Annotated in this window: 25 protein-coding genes and 1 pseudogene; 7 read left to right on the top strand and 19 right to left on the bottom strand. The window is 64.9% G+C overall.

Annotated features, from left to right (window positions below; genetic code table 11):
- Nucleotides 1-44 precede the first annotated feature (44 nt).
- The 15 genes and pseudogenes from BRAD285_RS13125 to BRAD285_RS13055 all read right to left on the bottom strand — a co-directional run bounded on the left by BRAD285_RS13125 (nucleotide 45) and on the right by BRAD285_RS13055 (nucleotide 12,140).
- Entirely contained in the window at nucleotides 45-386 is a 342-nt protein-coding gene (locus BRAD285_RS13125) for a rhodanese-like domain-containing protein (RefSeq protein ID WP_006614294.1), read from the bottom strand.
- 49 nt (nucleotides 387-435) lie between these two features.
- A complete protein-coding gene (locus BRAD285_RS13120; RefSeq protein ID WP_006614295.1) occupies nucleotides 436-789 on the bottom strand; it encodes a YeeE/YedE thiosulfate transporter family protein in 354 nt (117 codons plus the stop codon).
- Nucleotides 790-805: 16 nt separating this feature from the next.
- A complete protein-coding gene (locus BRAD285_RS13115; RefSeq protein WP_035648152.1) occupies nucleotides 806-2,494 on the bottom strand; it encodes a methyl-accepting chemotaxis protein in 1,689 nt (562 codons plus the stop codon).
- 157 nt (nucleotides 2,495-2,651) lie between these two features.
- Nucleotides 2,652-3,755, bottom strand: coding sequence for a YeeE/YedE family protein (locus BRAD285_RS13110; protein ID WP_006614297.1), 1,104 nt, complete (start codon nucleotides 3,753-3,755; stop codon nucleotides 2,652-2,654).
- A 67-nt stretch (nucleotides 3,756-3,822) separates the two neighbouring features.
- Nucleotides 3,823-4,263 (bottom strand): DsrE family protein, encoded by a 441-nt coding sequence (locus tag BRAD285_RS13105; RefSeq protein ID WP_035648154.1) that lies wholly within the window; start codon nucleotides 4,261-4,263, stop codon nucleotides 3,823-3,825.
- A 9-nt stretch (nucleotides 4,264-4,272) separates the two neighbouring features.
- Nucleotides 4,273-5,175 carry an alpha/beta hydrolase gene (locus BRAD285_RS13100; RefSeq protein WP_006614299.1) on the bottom strand — a complete coding sequence of 301 codons (903 nt, stop codon included), beginning with the start codon at nucleotides 5,173-5,175 and terminating at the stop codon, nucleotides 4,273-4,275.
- 11 nt (nucleotides 5,176-5,186) lie between these two features.
- A pseudogene (locus BRAD285_RS13095) lies at nucleotides 5,187-5,620 on the bottom strand (hypothetical protein).
- Nucleotides 5,621-5,646: 26 nt separating this feature from the next.
- Nucleotides 5,647-6,426, bottom strand: a complete 780-nt coding sequence (locus BRAD285_RS13090; RefSeq protein WP_006614301.1) for a c-type cytochrome — start codon at nucleotides 6,424-6,426, stop codon at nucleotides 5,647-5,649.
- On the bottom strand, nucleotides 6,365-7,642 hold the full coding sequence (gene soxC / locus BRAD285_RS13085) for a sulfite dehydrogenase (RefSeq protein WP_006614302.1): 1,278 nt from the start codon (nucleotides 7,640-7,642) through the stop codon (nucleotides 6,365-6,367). The genes BRAD285_RS13090 and soxC overlap by 62 nt, the downstream gene beginning before the upstream one ends.
- A 5-nt stretch (nucleotides 7,643-7,647) precedes the next feature.
- A complete protein-coding gene (soxB, locus tag BRAD285_RS13080; RefSeq protein ID WP_006614303.1) occupies nucleotides 7,648-9,327 on the bottom strand; it encodes a thiosulfohydrolase SoxB in 1,680 nt (559 codons plus the stop codon).
- 20 nt (nucleotides 9,328-9,347) lie between these two features.
- Nucleotides 9,348-10,172, bottom strand: a complete 825-nt coding sequence (gene soxA / locus BRAD285_RS13075; protein ID WP_006614304.1) for a sulfur oxidation c-type cytochrome SoxA — start codon at nucleotides 10,170-10,172, stop codon at nucleotides 9,348-9,350.
- A 33-nt stretch (nucleotides 10,173-10,205) separates the two neighbouring features.
- The gene (gene soxZ / locus BRAD285_RS13070; protein ID WP_006614305.1) at nucleotides 10,206-10,532 is read right to left on the bottom strand and encodes a thiosulfate oxidation carrier complex protein SoxZ; all 327 of its coding nucleotides are present in this window, start codon (nucleotides 10,530-10,532) and stop codon (nucleotides 10,206-10,208) included.
- Between the two features lie 17 nt (nucleotides 10,533-10,549).
- Nucleotides 10,550-11,002, bottom strand: a complete 453-nt coding sequence (gene soxY / locus BRAD285_RS13065) for a thiosulfate oxidation carrier protein SoxY (RefSeq protein WP_006614306.1) — start codon at nucleotides 11,000-11,002, stop codon at nucleotides 10,550-10,552.
- Nucleotides 11,003-11,022: 20 nt separating this feature from the next.
- A complete protein-coding gene (soxX, locus tag BRAD285_RS13060) occupies nucleotides 11,023-11,466 on the bottom strand; it encodes a sulfur oxidation c-type cytochrome SoxX (protein WP_006614307.1) in 444 nt (147 codons plus the stop codon).
- Nucleotides 11,467-11,591: 125 nt separating this feature from the next.
- Nucleotides 11,592-12,140, bottom strand: a complete 549-nt coding sequence (locus tag BRAD285_RS13055) for a thioredoxin family protein (RefSeq protein ID WP_006614308.1) — start codon at nucleotides 12,138-12,140, stop codon at nucleotides 11,592-11,594.
- Between the two features lie 122 nt (nucleotides 12,141-12,262).
- Here BRAD285_RS13055 and BRAD285_RS13050 point away from each other — a divergent pair, with 122 nt between their 5' ends.
- The gene (locus tag BRAD285_RS13050; RefSeq protein WP_006614309.1) at nucleotides 12,263-12,979 is read left to right on the top strand and encodes a hypothetical protein; all 717 of its coding nucleotides are present in this window, start codon (nucleotides 12,263-12,265) and stop codon (nucleotides 12,977-12,979) included.
- Here BRAD285_RS13050 and BRAD285_RS13045 read toward each other — a convergent pair whose 3' ends face one another.
- Nucleotides 12,980-13,714: a cytochrome c biogenesis CcdA family protein gene (locus tag BRAD285_RS13045; RefSeq protein ID WP_006614310.1), complete on the bottom strand. Its 735-nt coding sequence runs from the start codon at nucleotides 13,712-13,714 to the stop codon at nucleotides 12,980-12,982.
- Between the two features lie 121 nt (nucleotides 13,715-13,835).
- Between BRAD285_RS13045 and BRAD285_RS13040 the strand changes: the two genes are divergently transcribed.
- From BRAD285_RS13040 to BRAD285_RS13025, 4 genes are all read left to right on the top strand, one after another.
- Complete coding sequence (locus tag BRAD285_RS13040; protein WP_006614311.1) at nucleotides 13,836-14,225, top strand: hypothetical protein; 390 nt, start codon at nucleotides 13,836-13,838, stop codon at nucleotides 14,223-14,225.
- 24 nt (nucleotides 14,226-14,249) lie between these two features.
- Complete coding sequence (locus BRAD285_RS13035; protein ID WP_006614312.1) at nucleotides 14,250-14,600, top strand: helix-turn-helix transcriptional regulator; 351 nt, start codon at nucleotides 14,250-14,252, stop codon at nucleotides 14,598-14,600.
- 142 nt (nucleotides 14,601-14,742) lie between these two features.
- Complete coding sequence (locus BRAD285_RS13030; protein WP_006614313.1) at nucleotides 14,743-15,828, top strand: YeeE/YedE family protein; 1,086 nt, start codon at nucleotides 14,743-14,745, stop codon at nucleotides 15,826-15,828.
- Between the two features lie 1,245 nt (nucleotides 15,829-17,073).
- Nucleotides 17,074-17,538, top strand: coding sequence for an alpha/beta fold hydrolase (locus BRAD285_RS13025; protein WP_244422237.1), 465 nt, complete (start codon nucleotides 17,074-17,076; stop codon nucleotides 17,536-17,538).
- Between the two features lie 59 nt (nucleotides 17,539-17,597).
- Here the strand turns inward: BRAD285_RS13025 and BRAD285_RS13020 are convergent, their stop codons facing one another.
- Together BRAD285_RS13020 and BRAD285_RS13015 are read right to left on the bottom strand one after the other, a co-directional pair.
- Nucleotides 17,598-18,806, bottom strand: coding sequence for an MFS transporter (locus BRAD285_RS13020; protein ID WP_006612589.1), 1,209 nt, complete (start codon nucleotides 18,804-18,806; stop codon nucleotides 17,598-17,600).
- Between the two features lie 118 nt (nucleotides 18,807-18,924).
- Nucleotides 18,925-19,404 (bottom strand): cupin domain-containing protein, encoded by a 480-nt coding sequence (locus tag BRAD285_RS13015; RefSeq protein WP_006612590.1) that lies wholly within the window; start codon nucleotides 19,402-19,404, stop codon nucleotides 18,925-18,927.
- A gap of 309 nt (nucleotides 19,405-19,713) precedes the next feature.
- Here BRAD285_RS13015 and BRAD285_RS13010 point away from each other — a divergent pair, with 309 nt between their 5' ends.
- Nucleotides 19,714-20,421: a peroxiredoxin-like family protein gene (locus BRAD285_RS13010; RefSeq protein WP_006612591.1), complete on the top strand. Its 708-nt coding sequence runs from the start codon at nucleotides 19,714-19,716 to the stop codon at nucleotides 20,419-20,421.
- A 9-nt stretch (nucleotides 20,422-20,430) separates the two neighbouring features.
- On the opposite strand, the gene BRAD285_RS13005 is transcribed toward BRAD285_RS13010, so the two are convergent.
- On the bottom strand, nucleotides 20,431-21,318 hold the full coding sequence (locus BRAD285_RS13005; protein WP_006612592.1) for a LysR family transcriptional regulator: 888 nt from the start codon (nucleotides 21,316-21,318) through the stop codon (nucleotides 20,431-20,433).
- Nucleotides 21,319-21,532: 214 nt separating this feature from the next.
- On the opposite strand from BRAD285_RS13005, the gene BRAD285_RS13000 reads away from it, so the two are divergent.
- A complete protein-coding gene (locus BRAD285_RS13000) occupies nucleotides 21,533-22,357 on the top strand; it encodes a 3-hydroxybutyrate dehydrogenase (RefSeq protein WP_006612593.1) in 825 nt (274 codons plus the stop codon).
- Nucleotides 22,358-22,372: the final 15 nt, after the last annotated feature.

The raw sequence follows: 22,372 nt of genomic DNA, 5'->3' as shown, positions 1-22,372 counted from the left end.
ATCCCGGCAGATCAGAACATCCCGACCGATCATCGGCAGCACGCCTAGGCGACAGAACCACCGCGTGCGCGCCAGCCGTTCATGCCGCCGGCATAGTGGCGAATGTCCTTCCGGCCCGCCGACAGCGCCCGGCGCAATGCGGTGGCCGAGCGGCGGCCAGCCTGGCAGATCAGGACCACAGGCTTGTCGTGTCCGAGCCTCTCCGGATCGAAGCGCGACAGCGGATGATTGACGGCGCCCGGAATGTGACCGCCCTTGAACTCGTGCGGCTCGCGCACGTCGACGATGACGCAGCTGCGCTGCTGATGCGCTTTGACCAGCTCGTCATGCTCGATCGCCGGCACGCTGGTCGATCCCGTCAGCTTGTTGAACAATCCTGCTAGCATTGGAAGAACCTCTCGACTGTTGACGAGTAGCTGCTCGGACGAATGGCGCCTAGCCCCGCGCACGCCGTGCCTTGGCCTCGGATGCTTCGACCCAGACAAAGAACGCACCCGCGCCGATCGCGAGCGCGGCGAACCAGACGCCGTCCGAGACACCGGTGATGTCGGGCAGCCGCACCTTGCCGAGCGCCCAGACATTGAGAATGTGGGCCTTCACCCAGTCGAAGCTCAACGCATACAGGATTGCGCCGACGATCATGCCGAAGGTCCCGACGGCCGCATGCACGCTGCCGCTGGCGATGGCGCCGAGCGCGGTGCCTGGGCAGTAGCCGTAGACCACCATGCCGATGCCGAACAAGGCCGCGCCGAGCGCGACCGAGGCGGGCCGCCTACCCTCCTCATCCACCCACGAAGGCGCCTTGCTAGGCCGCCTTTACGCCGGCGATGAACCTCCTCACTTCAGTGCTCAGTCTCGCGCTGTCGCCCGCCAGTGACTTCGCGGCGGCTAGAACCTGTGAAGCCGCGGTACCGGTATCGACGGCGCCACGCTGCACATCCGTCACGTTGGCAGACACCTGCTGCGTACCGGATGCCGCGTGCTGGACGTTGCGGGATATCTCCTGCGTCGCGGCTCCCTGCTGCTCCACGGCCGCCGCAATCGTCGACGATATCTCCGACAGCTTCTCGATCGTCGTGCTGATCTCCCGGATCGCCCCGACCGACTGCTGGGTCGCGGACTGGATGCCGGAGATCTGCTGGCCGATTTCGCCGGTGGCCTTGGCCGTCTGCTCGGCCAGCGCCTTGACCTCGGATGCAACCACGGCAAATCCGCGGCCGGCCTCGCCGGCCCTTGCGGCCTCGATGGTGGCGTTGAGCGCAAGCAGGTTAGTCTGTCCAGCGATCGTATTGATCAGCTCGACGACGTCGCCGATGCGCGCAGCCGACTTGGAAAGCTCGCTCACCTGATCATTGGTCCTGCGGGCCTGCGCAACCGCCTCGGTGGCCATGCGTGCCGAGTCCTGTACTTGTCTGCTGATCTCGTTGACGGATGCAGACAGTTCCTCCGCGGCCGAGGCCACCGACTGCACGTTGGTGCAGGCTTCCTCGGAGGCGGCCGTCACGGACGTAGCCAGATTCTGCGCGCGATGAGCCGTGTCGCTGAGTCCTCCGGCGTGCCCTTCCAATTTGCTCGATGCAGTGGAAACGGTCTCGACGATCTCGCTGATCGCCGCTTCGAAGCGGCCTGTGATCTCGTCGAGCCGGCGGCTGCGATCGAGCTTCACTGCCGCCTCCTTCGACGCGATCTCGTCGGCTTGCTTCTTGGCGATCAATGCGTCCCTGAACACCTCCAGGGCGTCGGCCATCATGCCGACTTCGGTCCTCTGGCGACGATAGGGTATCTCGGTCGCCAGATTTCCTTCGCCAAGCGCCTGCATGGGTCTGATGATCGAGGCGATGCTCCGGGAAATATCGCGAATGAACCAGGCTCCGATTCCGATGCCCGCGAAGACGGCAAGGGCGATGACCGTCGACATCAGGGCGAATGTCCGCGTGTAACCATCGGCAGCAATCTCTGTCTCCGCGTCGGCGCCACGGTTGTTGAGCTCGATCAATTTCTTCAAATATTCATCCGACTGGTTGGCGATGCTGCGAACCGTCTTGTTGAACAGATCACTTGCCTGCTTGGTCGCATTGCCGTTCCCGGCACGCAGAACGTCGAGCACGCCGTCCGCCGCCTTCAGATATTGCTCCCAGGCACGCGACCAGCTCTCGATCAGATCACGCTCCTCGGCCGACGAGATCATCGCCTCATAGGAGCGGCGCGCTGCCGTAATAGCCGCAAGCGTCGCCTTCATGTTGCGGTCGAGATTGTCCCGCTCCTCAGCCGTGTCAGCCGTCATATAGGCGCGGAGCTGCGCGCGATTGAGATTGATCGCGGAGCGCAGCTCACCGAGCACGCGAACGCTGGGCAGCCAGTTCCTGGCGATCTGTTCCGTGTGCGTGTTGATCGTTTGCATGCCGCGGACCGCCAGCAATCCCACGGCGGTCATGGCCAGCAGCAGCAGCGCAATGACTGCAGCCATCTTTGCTCGAATTGAGAGTTGCGACATCGCATGCGCCTTTCGTTGCAACAGCGGTTCATATCGGTCCACCGCATGATGGCGCCGTGGTACCCGCGAAAGTAGCATCCAACCTTCGCAGATAAGTTAACAGACTACGTCGCGAGCGCATCGCGAGCCGGCGTTCGCCGAGTTGCCGTAAGATAATCTATGATAGTTTCGTCGATGCAGCGCTCTGCATATCGTTTGCCGCCGGCTTGGCGGCAAACATCCAGCGATCCACAACGAAATCGGTGATGGCAGCCCCGCCCCACATGCCGCCGAGCACGATCCAAGCCGTCAACGCGAACACGGACGCGCCAGTGACGCCGGCACCGACGGCGCAGCCGCCGGCGAGCATTGCGCCGAAGCCCATCAGGACGGCGCCGATCAGATAGCGCCGCATGCCGCGGCCGTCGGAGAAGCCTTCGAGATTGAGCTCGCGGGCCAGCGCGGCGGCGACGAACGAACCGATGAAGACGCCCGGGATGATGCCGAGGTCGAAGCCGGGCTTCAGTTGCGGGCTGGCCAGCACCTGCATCAGGAGCTCGGCGGACGGGCCGCTGAAGGTCAGACTTTTGAGCGGGACGGGCGCAAACGAGGCTTGGCCGAGCTGATAGGTCAGCAGCCAGCCCACGGCGACTGCAGCGCCCGCGGCTACGGCCGAGCGCAGGACCTTCGCGCCGACCTGAAACTTCGACACCGCGGCGAGCCCGGCCACGAACCACAACATGCCGAAGCCGAGCTTCTCGGGCGTGCCGCCGCCGAACAGGCTCATGATGTCGCGCGACGGCCCGCCGTCGACGAGCCAGAGATTGGTGAGCCACTCGCGTGCCGGCGCGAGCAGGCCACGATAGGCCGACTGCGCTGTCACCGCGAAGATCAGGCCGGACAGCAGCGCCCGCAGATTGCCGTTGGCCGAAAGCACCAGCAGCCGGCTGGCGCAGCCGCGCGCCAGGATCATGCCGCAGCCGAACAGAGTGCCGCCGATCATCGCGCCGGAAATGCTGCCCTGCTGCGCCAGCTGGCGCGCCTCGGAGACATCGAGCAGGCCCATCGCCACCAGCGCCTGGGTGCCGAGCAGCGCCGAGGCGAAGGTGAGGAGCCATACCGCCAGACGCGGCCCGCCCTGCCCGCGCGCGAATTCGATCGTCGCCGCCCGCAGGCAGAAGCGGCTGCGCTGGGCGAAGAAGCCGAACGCGCCGCCGACCGCAAGCCCGCACAGCAGCGACACCAGCTCCTCACCCAACAGGTCGATCAATGCGGTGAGCACGGGCGCTCTCGTCGTTCTGTCTGCCGCTCAACGCGCCGGGCGGCATCGGCTGCGACATACGCGCCCGTCACGGGCGCAGATAGGCATATCCGCTCTGTTGCAGCTCGGTGAGGCGTACCACCCCGCCCTTCTCCGCCACCGCGAAGCCGGGCAAGAGATTGTCGAGCTTCACGCCTTGCGCCTTCATGGTGTTGGCACAGGCATCGAAGCCAACGCCGGCTTTCATCAGCCGCTCGGCCAGAGCCGCAATGGTCTGGTCGGCCGAGATGGCGTGAAAGGCGCGCAAGCCCGGCCCGTGGATCACCAGCCGAATGTCGGCGCGACCGGGCCCGCCGGTGCCGTCGACATGATTCTGGAGATTGCCGAGCACGAACAGCGCGCGATCCTGGTCGGCGAGATGATAGGCGACGCGCTGGCGCGGAGACTCCGTCGCGGCCCGGGCGCTGCCGACACCCAACATTCCGAACAGGCCGGCAAGCCCGGCTTGCATTAGAGATCGTCGTTCCATCAGTTACTCCTAACGCGCGGCTGCGATGAATCCTGCGATGCGATCCGCGGCATCCTCGGCGGCAAGATCGCGAAAGAAATGATCGGCGTCGTCGATCGTCTCCAGCCGGACACGACTGCCAGCGCGCGCGGCCAGCGGCGCGAACGAGGCGGCCACGTCCGGCACTGTCTTGTCTTGCGCGGCCGCAAGCACCAGGACCGGGAGGTTCACATCGGCGATCAGCGCCGCAGTGTCCTGGCGCCGGTCGGTGCGATAGAACGCGGCAAAGGCGCGCGCGGTCACCTTGGCTTCGCGGCAATAGATGAAGCCCGGCACCGACATCCAGTCTCCGCCACGGCCTGCGGACACAGCGGCTTCAGCCTTGTCGAGCAGCGGCGCCAAGGGCTGGCCGTAGCTCTCCGCATAGGCGGATTTCAGGCTGGCTTCGATGCCCGCCGTAGCCGGTGCCAGCAGGATCGCGCCTGCGATCGCGGCTTTCGGGTTGGCCACCAGATAGCGCGCGAGCTGATTGGCGCCGCGCGAATGCCCGAGCACGAAGATCCGGGACGTTGTCTTGCGCGCCTCGGCGAGCCAGGCGGCGATCTCTTCGATCGCATCGTCCGGTGCGTAGTCATGCGGCTTGGCGCAGTCGTACATGCCGGCGCGGCGATCGAGCCCGAGCACGAGGTTGTGCGCGAGCGAAGCGATGCCGCGCTCCGCCAGCGCCTTCGAAAGTCCCTGGATCGTCTCCATGTCCTTGTGCGCGAGCGTGCCGTGCGTCATCAGCACCAGCGGCACGTCCGGCTCCGACTGCGCCGGCAGCCGGAGCGTAGCGAGTGCCGTGCGGCCTCCGATCACGAGCTCGCGCGGCTCCTCCGCGGCGAGCGCGGCCGAGGCAACGAGACAGACAACGAGAGCGAGCCACCAGCGCATCGCAAATTCCTTCACGGACGCACGATCGTCCAGTTCTTCTCCGACAGCTCCAGCAGGGTCGCGACCCCGGTCTTGACGACAGTGACGCCGTCGAGCAGCGGCGGCTGCCGGCCCTCCTTGCTCGCGAGCGTCTCCAGGGTGTTGCCGCAGGCGATGAAGCTGACATTGGGCATCGACTTGGCGAAGCCGAGCACCCGCTCCTTCACCGGCGAACGGTCCGCCAGCAGCATGTCGAGGCCGCCATTGAACGCCACGACCACGATCTCGACCTCGTCGCCCTCTCCCGAATAGTGCCGGGAGATATTGGCGGCGACGTCGAGCACGGCGCGCATCTTGGCCGGATCCTCATCGCTGATCTGCAGCGCGAGCCTGTGCGGCTCGGCTGCGGCGGCGATGGAAGCGGCCCGCTTGTCGCGAGCACGACGGATGCGGCCGCCAACAGCATCTGGCGGCGGCTGCATCCGGCCATCATCACTCGACGCCCCGCGGCTTGCCGTCCTTGTCCTCAGGCGTGACGTCGACGGCGGTCGCACGTCCGGTGATCTTGACCGGCGCGATGCAGTTCTTCATGCACGGGTCCTTCTGCCAGAAGGCTTTCTCGCTGGTCGCCCGGTCGTCCATGATGAAGCCGGCCTCGTTCGGCATCTTGATGGTGGCGAGGTTCTTGTCGGTCAGCTCGAAGTTCTGATCGGTGATGACGTCGTTCAGATAGAGCACATAGGCGACCAGGGCGTAGTACTCGTCGACCTTCAGCGACTGCGGGCTGCCGAACGGCATCGCGTGGCGGACATAGTCGAACAAGGTCGAGGCGTAGGGCCAGTACGAACCGACCGTCTTGACCGGATTGTCCGAGGTCAGCGAGCCCTTGCCGCCGGCGAGCACCGGCCAGCGGCCGGCGCCCTCGCCGAACTCGCCATGACAGCTGGCGCAATTGTCCATGAACAGCTTCTCGCCCTGAGCAACAGTGCCCTTGCCGACCGGCAGGCCCTGCCCGTCCGGCCGCACGTCGATGTCCCAGCCGCGGATCTCCTCGACCGTCGGCGCGCGGCCGATGTTGAAGCGCTGCGGCGCATTGGCCTCCGTCTTTGTCTCGGACTTGGCCTCAGTCTTGGCCGCGATCTTCTCGCGCGGACCGCCGGCGAGCGCGACCGAGCCCGCGAGTGTGGCGAGCGCGACTGCAACAATCAGCTTAGGCGACCTCGACATTCTCGACCTCACCGTTTGCCTGCACATGCCAGGTCTGGATGCCATTGTTGTGATAGATGGAGTTGTAGCCGCGCACCTTGCGCAGCTCGGCCTTGGACGGCTGCACGTAGCCGGTCTCGTCCTGCACGCGCGACTGCAGCAGCAGCGGCTCGCCATTCCAGTCGAACTCGTAGTAGAAGCGCGTCAGCGCCTTATCGAGCACCGGGCCGTCGATCCGCGCCGGCCACCAGTTGCGGCCGCCATCGAGCGACACGTCGACGCGCTTGACCTTGCCGTTGCCCGACCACGCCAGGCCCGAGACGATCGTAAAGCCCTTGCCGTGCTTGATCGGCGCCTGCGGGCTCGGGCTCGTGATCACCGACTTCGCATCCATCGACCAGGTGAAGCGCCGCGCCTTGCCGTTCGGCAGCAGGTCCGTGTACTTCGACGTCTCCTCGCGGGTATGCCAGGGCTGATCGCCGACCTCGATGCGGCGCAGCCATTTGACCCAGAGATTGCCCTGCCATCCCGGCACCACGAGCCGCATCGGATAGCCCTGCTCGGGATACAGCGCCTCGCCGTTCATCTTGTAGGCGATGATGCAGTCGTCGAGCGCCTTCTCGATCGGCAGGCTGCGATCCATCGATGCGGAGTCGGCGCCCTCGACCAGCAGCCATTTGCCGCCGGGTTTGACGCCGGTCTCTTCCAGCAGCGTGCGCAGCGAGACGCCCGTGTACTGCACGCAGTGGATCATGCCATGGGTGAACTGACAGCCGTTGAGCTGGGCGCCGCGCCATTCCATGCCGGAATTGGCCGCGCATTCCATGAAGTGGATGCGGTTGACACGCGGATAGCGCTTGAGCTCGTCGAGCGACAGCAACAGCGGACGCTCGACCAGCCCATGGATCATCAGCCGGTGATCGGCCGGATCGACCTCGGCGACGCCGCCGTGATGGCGCTCGAAGCACAGCCCGTTCGGCGTGATGATGCCTTCCAGCTCATGCAGCGGCGTGAAACTGACCGAGGATTCGCGCGAGGCCGTCAGCCATTCGACATCGCGGCGGATGACATCCTTCTCGAACTTCGACGGCTTGCCGTAGGGGCGCACGGCCACGCCCTCGCCGAGGGTGCGCGTCCATTCCGGCACGTTCGGCGGCTGTTTGGCGGGGTTGCCGGCACGGGCCTGCGACGCCAGCGCCGTGGCCGCGAGGCCGCCCGCCGCGGTCAGGAAGCCGCGACGCGACGCGCGCGGGGCTGAGGAAACAGATTTGTCCTTGGACACCGTCGTCACACTCCGGAGACTTTGACGGCCCGGTTGGGCTCGAGACGCACGGTTTTCTGGCGCTGCAGATAGCTCGACACGACCTCCCAGATCGGCGGCCCCTGCGTGCCTTCATTGACGCTGGCCCAGCCGGCGACCTGATATTCGCGCGCCGGGTCGATCGCGGCGCCGGTCTTGATCAGGCGCATGTCGGAGATGCGCTGCCCCTGCGGCTTGTTGACGTCGATCGCGTAGGACATGCCGCCGATGCGCACCATGTCGCCGCCCTGCTGATAGTAGGGGTCGACGTTGAACAGATTGTCGGCGACGTCCTCGATGATCTCCTTAAGGCGCGTGCCGGTCATGCCCATGCGATACACTGCCGGATAGGTGATCGCGGTGGCGTTGGTGACGTCCTCGAAGGTGATGTCCTGGCCCGGCATCACGCTGGTGCCCCAGCGGAAGCCCGGCGACAGCGCGATCTCCGCGTCGCGCTCCTGCAGCAGCGCCTGGCAGATCAGGTCGTCGAACGTGCCGTTGAAATTGCCGCGACGGTACAGCAGCGTTTCGGTCCGTCCCAGCGCGCGGCCGAGATCGGCGGCAAACGGCTTGCGCACCTCGGCGATCTTGGCGGCCATCGCCAGATCAGGCGTGATCACGTCGGAGAACAGCGGGATCAGCTTGTAACGATAGGCTTTGACCTCGCCATCCCCAACGTCGAGATCGAGTCGCGAGACGAACTTGCCGGACGCCCCCGAGGCGATCAGCAAGGTCTTGCCGACCTTGACCGCCTCGGGCAGCGCATCATGGGTGTGACCGGTGAGGATGACGTCGAGGCCCTTGACGCGGCTCGCCAGCTTGCGGTCGACGTCGAAGCCGTTGTGCGACAGCAGCACCACCAGACCCGCACCGTCTTTGCGCGCCTTGTCGACCTGGGTCTGAACATCCTCCTCGCGCACGCCGAACGACCAGTTCGGAATCATCCAGCGCGGATTGGCGACGGGCGTGTACGGGAAGGCTTGGCCGAGCACCGCGATCTTGACGCCGCCGCGCTCGATCATCGTTGAGGCTTCGAACGCCGGCTCGCTCCATTCGGTGTCGCGGATGTTGAGCCCGAGGAACGGAAAGCCGAGACCATCGACCGCCTGCTTGACGCGCTCGGTGCCGTAGGTGAACTCCCAATGCCCGGTCATCGCATCGGGCTTGAGCAGCGCCATGCAGTCGATCATGTCCTGGCCGCGTGTCTTCAGCGACGTCCAGGATCCCTGCCAGGTGTCGCCGCCGTCGAGCAGCACGACCTTGTCGCCGCGCTCTGCGCGGATCGCCTTGATGACGGTGGCCGCGCGGTCGAGCCCGCCGATCCGCCCATAGGTCTTGGCGAGCGCCTCGAAATCCTCGGAGGTCAGCGCATAGGCCGACGACGAGCCCGGCGCGATGCCGAAGCGGGTGAGAAAATCCTTGCCGGTGACATGCGGCGGCTGGCCTTTGGCGTCGCCGACGCCGAGATTGGTCGACGGCTCGCGGAAATACAGCGGCATCAGCTGGCCGTGAATGTCCGTGACATGCACGAGCGTGACATTGCCGACCGGATCGAACGCAAGAAGCTCCTTCTCGGTCAGCTTCTGCTGCGCAAAGGCGCGGGACGTGCCGCCCGACAAGGCAGCCGCCGCCAATGCGACCTGAACGAATTCGCGACGCGATATCATGATGTCTATCCTTGTGTCCGCTAGTTGCGGACCGACGGTGTCTCGACGGGCAGACCGATGCCGCGCCAGGCGACGTAGAGCTCGAGCGCGAGGAACTCATCGGACAGCGGCTTGTAGGGAACGCCGCGGACGTCGAACATGCAGCCCTCGAACCGCTCGTGCAGCGGGATCAGGCGCTGATCTCGCAGCCGGTAGGTCGGAAAGCCGTTGGTCTGGCCCTGGCTGAGGAAGTCAGCGCGCATGAACTTGCCATTGTTCTTCTCGTGGCAGGAGGCGCAGGCGAGATCGAGCTGGCCGACCCTGGTATAGTAGATCTCCTTGCCCTTCTCGAACCACGGCGACATCGGACCATCGGTCTTCACCGCCACCGGCATGCCGCGTGACTGGAAGCGAACGAAGGTCGTCATGTCGGTCAGCTCCTTGGACCTGAAGTCCCAAGGCTGCGCCTTCATGTGTTCGCTGCGGCAGATGTTGATCTGCTGCTCGAGATTGACCGGCTTGTTGAGCTTCTCGCTCCATTTCGGCATTGCGGCGCCGACGCCCTTCATGGTGGTTTCCGCCTCGCCGTGGCAGCTCATGCACGACTTGCCTTCGCTGCCCTCGACCGTCTTCCACATGTCGGCGGCCCGCTCCACCGCAAGAAAGCCCGGGTTCTCCAGGTCGTCATCCTGGAGTGCGCGCGTTTCCTTGGTGCGAAACTGATAGCCCGAGATGATGGTCTTGAAGACGTGGCCGGGAGGCGCCGGAATGCCCTTCCGTTCCGCCTCCTGGCCGAACACCGCAATGACCGAGAGGGTCAGCGCGGCCGTGGCCAGGACAGCGAGAGAACCGTAGCGAATGGACATCCGTCACTCCCCGTAGCGATCACACGCAACCGGTCAGGCCTTCAACGCGATCTTTTCCTCGGCCGTCACCACCGAGCCGTCGTCATCCGTCCAGGCGAACTTGAAGGTGCCTTCTTCGTCGACCCTCGCGTCGAACTGGATGTACGGATTGGCGGAGATCGCCGGCTCCAGCACGCAGGAGAACACCGGCTTGCCGTTGAACTCGCACGCGAACTTGTTGATGATCTTGCGTGGGATCGGCTTGCCCTGCGCATCCTTGCGCTGGCCCGATTCCATCAGATGCGAGACCAGCGTCTTGATCTGGATGATCTCGCCCTTCTTGGCTTCCTTCGGAAGCTTGATCCGCGGCTTGTCTGCCATGTCTTCTCTCCCCTGTGTCAGCCGCCGCAGCCGCCGATGGTGACCTTGACGGTCTTGCGCTCGGTGAACAGCGAGCCGTCGCTCATCTTGGCGACCGCGATCACGTTCTGGGTCTGCGCCAAGCGGATGCGGATCGAGGCCTCGGCCTTGCCGGACATCGGCGTGAACATCAGCGTCGCGACGCCAGCGTTCGGATTGCCGTCGGCCACGATCAGCACCTCCTTGACGTAGTTGTCAGCCGTCATCGGGCTCTCGACAGAGAGCGCGAGCGGCACGGTGTTGCCGTTCTCGGCGATCTCGGGCAGATCGAGCGTGATCTTGCCCTTCGTGGCTTCCTTGCCGCCGGTGAACTTCTTGATCATCTCGGCCGCGTCGTTGCTCGGCTCGGCGTTGGCGGCCATCGGCAGCACCGTCAAGGCGACGAAACCGCCGCCGAGAAGGAATGCCTGTCGTCTGTTGATTGCGCCCATGCATCATCCTCCAGAGGCGGTTATTTCAATGTTTCGAGATAGGCCACGACATCCTCGACCTGCGCGGCGGTGAGAACCGGCTTGCCGACAAACTCGGGACGCACGCGATTGAGACCGTCGTTCTTGTAGAAGGCGGGCATCACCGTATCGGTGAAGATCCGCTTGGGATCGGCAACGATGAGGCGCAGCTGTGCCGTGTTGTAGCGGGTCGCGACGCCGTCGAGCGACGGACCGAACTCGCCGTGGAACTCCTCGGATTTCAGCGAAGACACCTGATGGCAGGCCAGGCAATTGCCGAGTGTCCGCGTCAGGAAGACCTTCTTGCCGGCATCGGCATTGCCGGGCGTGCCCGTCAGTGATTTCGGAATGGCGCAATCTACGACATCGAGCGTGATCGGCTCGTCGCCTCGCGCGGTCGCGGAAAGCAACGCGCAGAACAAGGCGGCCGGAATCAAACGGCGCATGTTTCCACCCTGACCGACGAGGCTTCCCCTCGCCTGATGATGCGACGAACTTACGGCTCTTCATATTCATAAATTATGATTTGATAATGTGATTGAAGTCAACAGAATTCGATACGGCAGTGCACTCAACCTTTGGACGCGGCGAGATAGTCGCGGAACGTGCCGCGCTCATAGGCCTTGTCGCGCACGAAACGAAACATCGCGAGGAAATGGGGCGGCTGGAGATAGCCCGGCGCGCGCGCCACCTCGCGCGCGAGCGGCTCCTTGGAGGCGACACCGTCGGCGGACGGCGGAAAGAACTGGAAGGTCGGCGTGAACCTGATGGCGTAGCGCTCGGCGAGCTCCTTCTCAGTGAGCTCCTTGCCGTCGAAATCGGTCACCTTCCGGGCGCCGAGCAGATTGAGCTGCAGCACCTCGAAGTTCGCGCGGATGTAGTCGGTGATGGCAGGATCGGCGAAGTTCACCAGATGCGTTTCGCGGCAATAGGGACAGCCGCGCAGCTCCCACATGATCGCGAGCCGCTTGCCTTCTGATGCCGCGCTGTCGAGATCTTCGCGGAGATCGAGGAAGCTGTTGAGAAACCACGACTGATGATAGAGCCCGTCGTCGCCGAGCACGGCATCGGCGCGCGCCAGCGGCGGCACGGCACCCAGAATGGTCGCGGCGGGCAGCATGGCAAAGAGATCGCGCCGCGTTATCGTCCCAGTCGAAGTCATGAGCCTGCCCGCGCGCTTTGCCAAACCTCTCGAACTTCGATACACCATATTCGAATAAGAAAATGTGAAAAGGACATTCGATGCTGCGCCGCGCCATCATCCTGTCCCTCGTACTGTCGTGTCTCGCCCCAAGCGTCCATCTGCATGCCGCGGAGAAAGCGGACATCGCGGCGCTGATGCCGGCCGCGATGGCCAGTCTGCGCGCGGCCGCGAGCTATGCGCGCACCGGCAATATTGGCCTCGCGCAGATCGAGCTGGACGATGCCCGGCGGGCGTGGGCAAGGCTCGGCGGAGTGACCGAGCGCGCGGTGGCCCCCTATTCGGACACATCGCTTGCGGGGCTGATCGCCGGCGGCAACGATCGCCTGGGCAAGGCCGACGCGGCGCTGACCGCAGGTGATGGCGCCCGCGCGGCGGCGGACATCGCCGCGCTGCGCGAGTCGATCCACGCGGTCAGGCGCGATGCGGGTGTGATCGAGCTCAGCGACTGCGTGTTCGCGCTCGCTCCCGTCATGACCGCGTTGCGCAACGTCGCAGTGCGGTTCGCATCGCCCAAGGCTACGCCTGGCGAGGTCGGCGAGGCCGGCGCCGCGCTGCGCGCGCAGTTGCAGCGCTGCAACGGCCTCGCCGCGCCCGACGTCGCGAGCCAGGCCGAATTTCGCCGCCTGATCGACGGCGCCATCGCGAGCGCCCAGGAGATCGGCCGCGCTGCACACGCGGGCGATGTCGGCCTCGTGCATCGCTACGAGATCGAGCTGCAATCCTTCGTCAACCTGCTCGACTTTCGCTATGGCTGATCAGCCGATGGTGGCGAGCGAGGGAAAGCGCTCGAAGATCCATTGCGACATCTCCGGAATGACACCGGCGAGAAAGGCCACGCCGGTGAGGACGAGAAAGCCGCCCATCGTCTTCTCGACCAAGGGCAGATGCGGCTTGATCCCCTTCAGCATCGTCATGAACTGTCCCGTGAAAGCCGCCGCGATCAGGAACGGGATTCCCGTTCCGACCGAATAGGCCGCGAGCAGCAGCGCGCCCTTCCCCACGGTCGCCTCGGCACCGGCCATCATCAGCACGGCGGCGAGCACCGGCCCCGCGCACGGCGTCCAGCCGAAGGCGAAGGCCAGTCCCATGACGAATGCACCGAGCAGGCCGGCGGGCTTGCGGCCGACATCGATCGTCGCGCTCCGGTACAGCAGCGGAATCCTGAGCACGCCGAGGAAATGCAACCCCATCGCGACGATGACGAGTCCCGCGACGATTCCGAGCTGACTGATATGACCGGCGATGAAGCGCCCGAACACGGAGGCTGTCGCCCCCAGGCCTATGAACACCAGCGAGAAGCCGGCGACGAAGCACAGCGCCGTCAGCACCGTCCGCCGCCGCTGGACCACGCCGCCCTCGGCAATCGTATCGGCCGCCGAGACGCCGGCCATGTAGCACAGGAACGGCGGGACCAGCGGCAGAATGCAGGGTGACAGGAACGACAGGAGGCCGGCGACGAGCGCAGCGCCGAGCGTGACGTCGAGATCCATCGATCCTCCCCTGGGGCCAGCGCTGCGGACCCGGCCCGGACGGCAGGCTTCGGAAATCGCGCACTAGTACATATTCGAATTTAATGATAGATTGGCTGGCAAGTCCAGAGAGGATGGCGGCATGTCCGGTCAAATCACACTTCGCAGGCTCGCAACGCTGCCCTCGGTGGCGATCGCTCTGCTGTGCCTGTCGTCCCCGCTCCCTGCCTCCGAGCTCGTGATGTTCGAGCGCCCCGGCTGCGGCTGGTGCGCCCGGTTCAATGCCGAGATCGCGCCGATCTATGCCAAGACGGACGAAGGGCGCGCCCTTCCCTTGCGACGGGTCGACCTTACCCAGAAGCTGCCGGCGGATCTCGCCGGCATCGATCCCGGCGCCTTCACGCCGACCTTCGTGGTGCTCGACCAGGGCCGCGAGATCGGCCGGATCCGCGGCTATCCGGGCGATGCGTTCTTCTTTGGGCTGCTCGGCCGCATCATAAATGCTACAAGCGGGACGCCGGCCCGCTCCTGACCGACGATCGAGGATTCCACATTCATGCCGCTGCCGAAGATGAAGGACATCGAAACCTCCGCCGAGCTCGAGCAGATGATCGAGAAGGCGCGGGAAGCCAGCGAAATGCTGAAGGCGCTGTCCCACGAGTCCCGGCTGCTGCTGCTGTGCATCCTCTCCGAGGGTGAGAAATCCGTCACTGAGCTCGAGCAGTTCCTCGGCGAGCGGCAGTCGACCGTCTCGCAGCAGCTCGCCCGTCTCAGGCTCGACCGGCTGGTGACGACGCGGCGCGACGGCAAGACGATCTACTACAGTCTCGCCAGCGAGGACGTTCGCAAGATCCTGACCGCGATCTACGACGTGTTCTGCGAGCCGGTCCGCAAGCGTCGTCGCTGACCATCGCTCTGCGCTGCGGCATCCTCGGACGCACGCGCAAAGGGCGGGCGCGAACGCCGGCAGCCGCCGTGGCAAGAGATCTGGCTTCGCCGTCGATCCTGGCGCACAATCGCCCGGACAAGAACAAGGACATCGGGGAGGCATGCTCGGTCCGTCAGCTTTGACGTTCATATGCGGACTGCTGGCCGGCGCCGTGCTCGGGGTCGCCGGCCGCGCCGGGCGCTTTTGCACGCTCGCAATGCTCGAGGATGCGTTCTTCGGCGCCGACACGCGGCGGCTCAAATCCTTCGCCCTGGCCGCCGCCATAGCGCTGGTCGCGACCCAGTTGCTCGCCAGCTTCGGCCTGGTCGATCTCTCCCGCTCGATCTATCTCACCTCCTCCATTCCGCTCGGCGGCGCCATCCTGGGCGGCCTGCTGTTCGGGATCGGCATGGCGCTGGTCGGCACCTGCGGCTTCGGGACCCTGGTGCGCATCGGTGGCGGCGATCTGCGCGCCATCGTCGTGTTCCTCGTGCTCGGCATTTCGGCGCTGGCGGCGATGCGCGGGCTCATCGGCTTCATGCGCGTCGGCCTGATCGAGCCGCTGTCCGTGCGTCTGCCTGACGCGATGACCCAGGGCATGGACGCGCTGCTGTCCCCCGCACTCGGGTCGTACGCCCGGCCGATTGTGGTCTCCCTCGCGGCGGTCGCGCTGGCGGCCTGGGCGCTGGCCGACGGCCGGCTGCTGAAATCGCCGCGACTGCTGTTCTCCGGGCTCGCGGTCGGCGGCGCGGTCGGCTTCGGCTGGTTTGCCACGGGATGGCTTGGACAGGACGATTTCGATCCGGAGCGGGTGGCCTCGCTCACCTTCGTTGCCCCGCTCGGCAACAGCCTGCTCTACATCGCCACGCTCTCGGGCAGCCACGCCGATTTTGCGATCGGCTCGGTCGCCGGCGTCATCCTCGGCTCGTTCGTCGCAGCGATGTTCTCGCGCGTCTTTCGCTGGGAAGCCTGCGACGACGCGCGCGAGCTGAAGCGTCACATGACCGGCGCGCTCCTGATGGGCACCGGCGGCATCCTCTCGATGGGTTGCACCATCGGCCAGGGCTTGTCGGCCTTCTCGACGCTGGCGCTGTCGGCGCCGCTGACCATGCTGGCGATCGCCTGCGGTGCGCGCCTTGGGCTCGAATACACCATGACGGGCGAATGGCGCCCCGCCGTGCGCAACCTGTTCCGGATGAGCCATTGAGGTCCGGGCGCCGGCCGGCCGCCCCTGCGGGTCACGGCATGACATCGTAATGCGCCCCTTCTCCACGGTTTTGACACCAGGCATGGCTTCGCGATCTCGCGGCGATCTGCGCCCGAGTTGTGTCCTCAAATGAACCTCTCCTACGGAAGAAGAGGCGCAGGGAAGACCGGGTATCGGCTGACACCCGCGGTCCGCGTGCAGCAAACAAGCACGCGGCAGAACCACAGGTTCAGCCCAATATCCGGCCTTCCCTGCGCGACGGTTTTGCGACTAATAGGAGCTCTCCCCGGGGACCGGCTGTCTTGCCCCCGTCACCAGCGGATCATCATGACCACCGGCTTGGTCTCAGCGTCGGGAGACCAGGACCACACCATTTCGCCGTCGCCTCGCTCCGTTCGTCGGCGCGGGCTGTGACACCCGGCTGCGGAGCAACGCGCCCGTCGCCTCTCCGGCTCGACGCTTCATGACGATCGCGAAACGTCCCTCTTCAGCGAGCCGGGATGCGCGGAAATGTGCAGGTGATTTGCCCGACGTGGCAAGAGAGACGTGCACGACAAACTGGCACGACGGGCAGTTGGCGCATGCGGGGCATGCGAGGATTGCCCGTCGGGCAGATGATCATCCAGTCTCTGAGCAACAACGAAGCAGTGCCGAGGCGCAGCATCTATCCTCTCCAAGAGCCCGCGGCTCATAGTCCACCTGCAGCTCAGGGTACGGAGCACCCGCTCATGGTGACAAGCGCCGCGTCACCGTCATTCAATTGATCTTGACTACAAATGGGCCGCGAGCTCGACTCTGTCCGAAGCTACTGCAGTCACAAGCTTCCTATAGCGCTTTGAACTCAGGTAGCTTCTAACAGAATGAACAGGTTCTGAAATCAACTTTTGCCACCTATACCTGTGCAAGAAATAGACATCATCGTCGGACTCAACAATTAGCCCTGCAGGCCCCCCCACGGCCGACAAGACGCGAGCCGGCGGTGCGACAAATGAAATCCGCGACTGGATTGGCGCAATCAAAGCATCATTGCTCCCAAATCGAAAATGATAGAACTTATCTCTTGACAGAACCCAGAAGGTCTCTTTGAACAAAAATATACGTCGTGCCTCGGCAACTTCCTCAATCGATTGATTTATCTTGAGATCGAGTTCATCCAAACCTTTGCCTCTAAGACTATCGATTTCTAGGCTATCGCGCTTATCATCAGCGAAAGCCCGCTCCGACCGCCGCGGCGCCGATGCCTATATGGCAGGTGTGGGCGAGATGCCGGCGCAGATCTTCCTGCCGCTATGGGAGAAGCGCGATGCCGCCAGCGAGGCCGCCGCCCGCGAGCTGCTGTCCGCCGAAACGAGCCAGTACCAGTATCAGGTCGGCGCCCGCAATGTCGAAACCGTCAGTCCCGACAATTGGACGCACGATCAGGCGCTGCTCGACCGCGCCGGCCACGATCGGGCACATCTGAACTTGCTGGAGGACTACAAGACCAACGTCGCGCTCTACGACAGCTGGCATCAGGCCTTCCCCACCCATCGCCCGAAGACGTTGATCGTGTGGGGCAAGAACGATCCGTTTTTCGTCCCCGCCGGCGCCGAGGCCTACCTCGCCGACCTGCCCGACGCCCGTCTCGTCTGGCTCGACGCCGGCCATTTCGTGCTCGACGAGAACGCCGCCACCGTCGCTGCCGAAATCAAAAAGAGCTTCGCCGGCTGAAGTCATTCCGCCAACCTGTGCTCGCTTTCCCGAGATCCGAGCGGCTTGACGGAAGTCGGTTACTCCTTGAGCCAAGACGCTAGCGCTGCGGCCACGCCGAGCGCTAGCGCTATTCCGACAACACATGCGGTCCAGCCGTGCCGGTCGAAGAGCTGGCCGAGCAGCGCGCTGCCAGCGAGCCCACCGAAGAAATAGCAGGCCAGATAGCTGCCGCTGGCGATGCCGCGATTCTCGCTCGCAGCGCGTCCGACGAAGCCGGTGACCGCGGCCTGCGCGAAGAAGGTTCCGACGGCCACCAGCACCATGCCGCCCAGCACGAACGCTAGGTGCGCCGTGAGCAACAGCGGCAGGCCAGCCGCGGCCAATGCCAGAGCCGCCCAGAGCGTGACGCGGGTGCCGATCCGGCTCGCAACGGGTCCCGCCAGCAGCGTCGTGACCACCGAGGGTGCGAACACGAAATAGACGATGCCGAGCGACATCATTCCGAGCGAGAGCGGCGGTTGCACAAGTACGAAATTGACGAAAGTAAAGGTGCCGATGAACGCAAACAGAATACAGAAGCCGATGCCGAAGGCCGCGCGCAGGCGGACATTCCGCCAATGGGCAGCCAGCGCCTTCCAAGGACCGTCGCCATGCATGCCCTCGACGATCGGTGCAACGCTGTGGATCGTCGCATACACCAGCATCGCGCCAACCAGGTTGAGCGCGGCGAACAGCAGGAAGTTCCAGGCGAGACCGAGGCCATCGACCGCCGCCGCCGCGATCAGGCGCCCGACGAGATTGCTCGCGACATTGCCGGTGATGTAGGCCGCAAAGGCGCTGCCGGCATCGGCGGTGCTGCATTGCTCACCCAGATGAGCCAGCGTCAGCGCGAACGCCGATGCCATGCACAGGCCCTGCATGACGCGGAGCGCGGTGAATGTCATCAGACCGGGAGCCACCGCCAGCAGGCTGGTCGGCACGGCCAGCGAGACGAGACTGAGCAGAATGCCGAAGCGACGATTGATCCGCGGGCTGAAGATACCGATGACGAGACTCGCGATCGCCATGCCGATCGTACAGGCGTTGGCGGCGAAGCCCATCGCCGCGGGCGTCACGCCATAATGGCGGGTCAGCGCCGGCAGGATCGCCTGGGTCGCAAAGAGATCGACCACGGTGAGAAAGGCAGTCGCACCGATGACCACCGCGCGGCGTATCGCGCTCGGAGCATGTCCGACAGTCGCGATTGCAGCCGGCCGCATCGGTGCGGAGGACATGTCCATCATCATGGGAGCGGCTCCTGCCAGGAAACGGGAAGATGTGACGCCCCCGAACAGGGGGCGGTGCCAGGGACGTCACATCGCGCAACGAGGTGTTTGACCAGAGGAGCTCGTTGCGGTCCGGTCACTACATGTTGTGATCGTGCGGATCGCGGCGGACGTCGCCGACATAGAGGATGACGGTCTCCTTGCCGAGATTCTTCCACCAATGCGACGTGCCATGAACTTCGGGGCGGATGTCGCCGGCCTTGTGCACGATCGGGTCGACGCAATTGGAGGCGTATTCCACGATCTCGCCCTGCTGCACGAAGATCAGTGCCGGTCGGTCGTCATGGCTGTGCCACGGCACGATCCCGCCGGGCTCGATCGTCAGCTTGCGGAAGCGCAGCTCGCGGTCCTTGATGTTGGCGGGCTGCTTCTCGAGATCGATCGAGCCCAGCGTCACGTCGGTGACGCCGACCGGCTTGTAGTCGACCATGGAGCGCGCATTCGGCTTCATCTTGTCGGCTGGACATTCGCCGGCGAAGGACGGCTGCGTCAGCGCGGCCGCACCGAAGACGGCGAGGCCGAGTAGCAATGCGGGAGATTGGCGGGACTTCTGGAACATCGGGACTCTCCTAAGGTGATGGTGGCATGAGAGGCAGTGACGGCATTGTGGTCGAAGAGCTGGGATGTTCTGAAATGCCAAAGGTCTTTCGAAACGATAGCGCGGAGCTATCCATGCCAGGACCTGCGACGGACGCGCGCGACAACGCGGTCCGAGCGCGATTGGCAGCGGCTATGGAACCGATTGGGGATCGGCATTTCCATTTCGCCACCGGCGACGGTGAGGTGTCGTTTGCCCCAGCTTGCGCGTCGACCGCCCTTTCAGGAACGGCGCAGCCGCCCTATTCTGCAGCTCTTCTCGGAGCCGATGATGACCGCTCTCTCCTCTGACGATGCCGAACGGCTGAAGCTCGCCTTCCAGCGCTGCCGCGAGATGGATGGCCCGCTGAACGAGCAGCTGCGCGCCTATGCGGACGCCGGCCGGGAGATCTTTCCGGCCTATGCGGCGGCGGTCGATCGGCTGGTCGAGCGGTTGGGAGACAACGGCGGGGGGCTCAATGCGCCCCGTCCCGGCGAGGAGATGCCGGCTTTCATCCTGCCCGACGAGTGCGGGCGTCTCGTCGCGCTCTCGTCACTTCTCGCGAGGGGTCCCGTCGCGGTGATGTTCTTTCGCGGCCACTGGTGCCCATATTGCCGGCTCAACGCCCGCGCCGTGATCCAGGCCGGGCCGCGGATCGACGCGATGGGCGCGCAGCTGGTGGCGATCATGCCGGAAACACAGGAGTATACCGGCCAGTTCAAGGCCGATTGCGGCGCGAGCTTTCCAGTGCTCACCGATCTCGACAACGGCTATGCGCTGTCGCTGAACCTCGCCTTCTGGCTTGGTCAGGAGATCCAGCAGCTGCTGTCGTATCAGCACATGGCGAGATTTCACGGCAACGATGGCTGGATGCTGCCGATCCCCGCCGTGTTCGTGGTCGGCCGCGACGGCGTGGTCTCGTCGCGTTTCGTCGATCCGGATTTCCGCAGGCGGATGGACGTGGAGGATCTGATCGAGGCGCTGAGACGCGCGACCTGAGCTCTCGCCTTAGCCGGCGATGCTCCGCCAGTCGGCGCCGCGAAGCATCCGCATCACGGCTGAGGCCACTGCCGTGCGCTGGCGGCCGGCAACGCCATAGAGATTGACGGTGCGTCGTGCGTCGAGCCCTGTGATAGCGGTGCGCTTCAGCGTGTCCGGCACCGGCGACGTGTGCGGAATCATGGCGACCCCGATGTCGGCCTGGACCAGCTCGATCAAGTCGCGCTCCGAGCAGATCTCGTGACCGCGGTCGATGTCGATCCCGCGCTCGCGCAGGCTCGCGGAAATCCGGCCGCGATGCTCGCAATAGGTTCTGCTCAACAACTGTTCGGTTCTGAGATCGTCGATCTCGACCGTGCCGCGGCCGGCAAGATGATGGTCCTTGCGCACGACCAGCTCGAAGTCCTCGGTGAACAGCGGCCACACATCGAGCCGATCCCAGCTCGCATTGATCTCCGCGGCAATGCCGAGTTCGGCGTCGCCCTTCTTCAGATACTCCGCGACCTCGCCGCTGCTGCCGCGCAGGAAACGAAACTCCAGCCGGTTGAACTGCCGCTTGATCTGTTCGAGGTGCGGGATCAGCAACGCCAGGTCGATCGAATGCGTGAGCGCGATCCGTAGCGCCCCGACCTCGCCGCTTTTGAACGAGGACGCCAGCGACCGGGCGCCGAGTGCGGCGTCATAGCACTGTTGCAGCAGCGGATGCATGCGCTGGCCGAGCTCGGTCAGCTGGGCCGATGGGCGTTCACGCCGTAACAGGTCACCGCCGAGCTCCGCCTCGAGCTGTTTGATCGCACGCGTCAGCGAAGGCTGCGTGACGTTGCACTCCTCTGCCGCCCTGGTGAAATTGAGCAACCGTGCGACGGCGAGGAAATAGCGGACCTGGTGCATTTCCATCGATCGCCTCCCTGCTCCTGTGTGTCGTGACTGAATAGCAAAAACCGGGCTGAAGGACATCCGGGCTGCAATAGCGCCGGCCTATCGTTTCGGAAGCCATGCAGTATTTCCATCTCACCTGCCAGTCCCTCAGAACTGTGAGCGACATCGGACACCCCAAGGCGTCCGCTCGCCAAGACACTCCCAAGGACAAGACAATTACGAGGGATCCGCCATGAACGTTACCGTTCAAACGCCGTCACGGGTTACCACTCATGCCCTTGCCGGCAAGGTGGCGCTGGTCACCGGCTCGACCAGCGGCATCGGGCTCGGCATCGCACGCGCGCTGGCCGAGGCCGGTGCCGACATCGTGCTGAACGGCTTTGGCGACGCAAACGAGATTGAAGCGACGCGGGAGCAGATCGCGACCGCATGCGGCGTGAGGGCAACCTACTCCGCGGCCGACATGACGAGCCCGGACTCCATCGCAGAGATGATCGCCACCACCATCGCTCAATCCGGCAGGCTCGACATCCTCGTCAACAACGCCGGCATCCAGCATGTCGCGCCGCTCGAACAATTCCCGCCTCAGAAATGGGACCAGATCCTCGCGATCAACCTGTCGTCGGCGTTTCACACCACGCGTCTCGCACTGCCCGCAATGCGCCAGAACGGCTTCGGCCGGATCATCAACATCGCCTCGGCTCACGGGCTGGTCGCTTCGCCGTTCAAGGCCGCCTATGTCGCGGCGAAGCACGGCATGGTCGGCCTGACCAAAGTGACGGCCCTGGAAGCGGCTGAGGCCGGCATCACCTGCAATGCGATCTGCCCCGGCTATGTCTATACGCCGCTGGTCGAGGCGCAGATCGAAGGCCAGGCCAAGGCCCACGGCATCTCGCGCGACCAGGTGATCCGCGACGTGTTGCTGGCGCAGCAGCCGAACAAGCGCTTCGCGACCTCCGAGGAAATCGGCGCGCTGGCCGTGTTCCTGTCGAGCGCGGCTGCGGCCTCGATCACCGGGATCGCGCTGCCGGTGGACGGCGGCTGGACCGCGCATTGACGTTTCTGAGTGTGC

Origin of the sequence: Bradyrhizobium sp. ORS 285, from assembly GCF_900176205.1 — a bacterium.
GTDB lineage: Bacteria > Pseudomonadota > Alphaproteobacteria > Rhizobiales > Xanthobacteraceae > Bradyrhizobium.
Note: the sequence above shows the minus strand (reverse complement) of the source record. Positions and strands in the feature narration are given on the sequence as shown.